The sequence below is a fragment of the Winogradskyella alexanderae genome (genome assembly GCF_020166335.1).
GTDB lineage: Bacteria > Bacteroidota > Bacteroidia > Flavobacteriales > Flavobacteriaceae > Winogradskyella > Winogradskyella alexanderae.
Map to the genome: position 1 here is coordinate 1 of NZ_JAIUJR010000031.1, position 2,123 is coordinate 2,123.

The 2,123-nt window shown below is 31.9% G+C and carries 3 protein-coding genes; all 3 read right to left on the reverse strand.

Translation table 11 applies throughout. The annotated features are described in order from the left end of the window. Window positions 1-116: 116 nt before the first annotated feature. Complete coding sequence (locus LBU54_RS15210; RefSeq protein WP_224531962.1) at window positions 117-515, reverse strand: hypothetical protein; 399 nt, start codon at window positions 513-515, stop codon at window positions 117-119. A 159-nt stretch (window positions 516-674) separates the two neighbouring features. After that, window positions 675-1,313, reverse strand: coding sequence for a hypothetical protein (locus LBU54_RS15215; RefSeq protein ID WP_224531964.1), 639 nt, complete (start codon window positions 1,311-1,313; stop codon window positions 675-677). Window positions 1,314-1,441: 128 nt separating this feature from the next. Further along, complete coding sequence (locus LBU54_RS15220; RefSeq protein ID WP_224531966.1) at window positions 1,442-1,912, reverse strand: hypothetical protein; 471 nt, start codon at window positions 1,910-1,912, stop codon at window positions 1,442-1,444. Window positions 1,913-2,123: the final 211 nt, after the last annotated feature.

Here is a 2,123-nt window from a genome sequence, read left to right on the forward strand (position 1 = left end):
TACGCGAGTATCATTCCGCCGTAACCATAAATTTAGCAAAAAGGCTCGAAATTCCGATTAGGAATTTCAGCCGTAATGAACTATAGCCGTTGTTGTACGCTGGCTTTAAGTCCTCTTTATTCAATCCGTTTATATTTAGCACCTAATTTTAGTTTTTCTTTTATATTCAGATAGTAAAATTTCAGTCGTCTATCCATAATCTTTATTTTCCAGTCATAGTCGGTTTTATTTCCATTCCGATATTCAGTCAGATTGTAGAATTTTCCATTTCGAGTAATTTTCCCCTTACTAATTTGAGGTACATATTGCTTGTACGTTTTCCATTCCTTTTTAATATTCATTATCCAGACCTTCCAAGTATAGGTTGAATCAGAATGGATGGTGATTTGCGAAACTTGATAAGAATATGTAGAACCATAATGATGTCCGTGCCATAAATAAGTTCGGTCAGAGCTTTGTCCGAATGCCTTCGACAAATTAAGTGTCAACATAAAAATCAGTAAGAAGTATTTCAATTCAGGTTCGTTTTTTTAGCTTGCGTACAACGGTCTCGGCTATGATTTCGTTGCGTTGAAAATTCCAGCGGAATTTTCGACCGTAGAAATCCAGCCGTTTAAAGTTAAACTATTTTTTGGGATAGGCGAGTAGTAGCAATGAATTATAGCCATTGTTAGCTAACGTTTTTTTATAAGAACTTTATTATTCACGGTCGACCAACCTGTGTCTGTTTTATAGCTTTTGCTAATAAACAAAGAATCCTTTTTAATCGATTCTATTTTCCACATATATTCCAACTTATTCTCTGAATGTTTGAACTTAAACTTCAAATACCTATTTGTTAAATCAAAACTTAATTCAGATTCCTTATTAACAGAATCATTCTTTTTCATTTCAATAGATAAGTCCTTAATTGTATAGCTTAATTTTGAATTTTCAACCCAAGTTCCTTGGAAAAGATTTAAATCGTTCTTAGTCTTGTTCTGTTTTAAATGCAAAGTATCACTTATATTCTCTCCTATGACTACAAAATCTGAATAAGCGGAATCCGAAGCTTTAATGATTGATGAATTCTCGCCAAAAAATAGTCTAGCAGAATAATCAGATATTTTTTCAATTCTATAATTATTTTCTATTAACATTAATCCGTAGTTTCTGTATATTGAATCAGTAAACTCCATATCCTCATCAATTCCAGAGTTAACGACTTTGAAGGATTTCCATTTTAATTCAGATTCAAAGTCAATAACATTCTGTTTTTTTTGGCAACTCAGAATAATAAATCCAAATAATGCTATTGTAATAATTTTGTTCATTCTCAAATGTTAGCTAACGGTTTTGGCTATGGTTTCGTTACGGAATGGTACGCGAGTATCATTCCGACGTAACCATAAATTTAGCAAAAAGGCTCGAAATTCCGATTAGGAATTTCAGCCGTAATGAACTATAGCCGTTGTTGTAAAACGTTTTTTATTCCGCTTTCAAATTCCGTTTTTAGTTTATTTATTTTTCTTTTATTCACAAACCAATGAAAAGGTGAAGGACTTGAGTGAAGTCCGAATGATATGCAATTCACGAGTACATCAGTTCCATCATAAATTATTGTCAATTGTTTTCCCCAATCAAATCCGCCTGATTCTTTCCAATTTAAATTTAGGATTGTCATTTGTTGATTGCTTGAATAGATATTCCAATTATTTTTCTCCGCAATTTTTTTAATCAGATTTGTGTTTTGTCCTCTCGATAAACCTTTAATCCTTTTCAGCGTGTTTAAATTCAGAATTGAGTAGATAAGCAGAGAACTAAGTATAAGCGATAATGTCAAAAAGATTAAAGAAATTCCAATCGGCTCATTTTTGGTCAAATCTGAATTAAATTCCATAAAACTGATGAAAGGAAAAGCAATTACAAACATTCCATAAAGTAAATATTCAGCAATGCGTTCAATAATCCATCGCTTAAAAACTAACTTTTCAGCTTGTTTCGATTTCGATATGTCAATTTGATTTATCAGTTTTTTTCGAAATGTTTTACAACAGAGCGCTAAACGCAGTTCTGCTTTGAGAATGAAAAGATAATAAATTCCTTAGCAATAATTGGAGAATGGGTCTTCCTTATACTCTCTA